The 470-nt window shown below is 50.6% G+C and carries 1 pseudogene; it reads left to right on the top strand.

Going from position 1 to position 470, the window contains the following annotated elements:
- A pseudogene (locus J5M56_RS24995) lies at window positions 1–382 on the top strand (hypothetical protein); the annotation flags it as partial.
- Window positions 383–470: the final 88 nt, after the last annotated feature.

The raw sequence follows: 470 nt of genomic DNA, 5'->3' as shown, positions 1-470 counted from the left end.
GGCATTATTCTGTTTTGCGGCCTTCGTCACCCCTGGTGGCGACCCTATTTCTATGACGGCTTTGGCTCTGACACTAACAGTGCTGCAGGAAATAGCGATTCAGATCTGTCGTGTGCATGACAAACGTAAGAAAAAAGAACGTCCGGATTGGCTCGCAACTGATGACGCTGCTGCATCCCCGTTGGAGAGTCCAGATGCAATAACTTCTGATGGAGCTACTACTGAGGGGGAGGAGGTGACGCCTTCACCGCTTGCTGCTCCGACCTCTCTACCAGATAATCAACCGCTTTTATCGACCGATATACAGACCTCCGAATGGACCGACATCGATGTAGATGACGAGGAACCTTCAGATAATGGATCCAATAACGCTTCACACTAGACAAGAAATTCTTGACGCTTTTATGGCGCGTCGTCCCTTTACCCTCGACGAATTTCAGCAGCGCGCAATTGGGCACATTGCGGAGGGA

The sequence above is a fragment of the Pseudomonas sp. 51_B genome (assembly GCF_017491595.1).
Lineage (GTDB): Bacteria > Pseudomonadota > Gammaproteobacteria > Pseudomonadales > Pseudomonadaceae > Aquipseudomonas > Aquipseudomonas promysalinigenes.
This window is presented reverse-complemented; position numbering and strand designations above follow the sequence as displayed.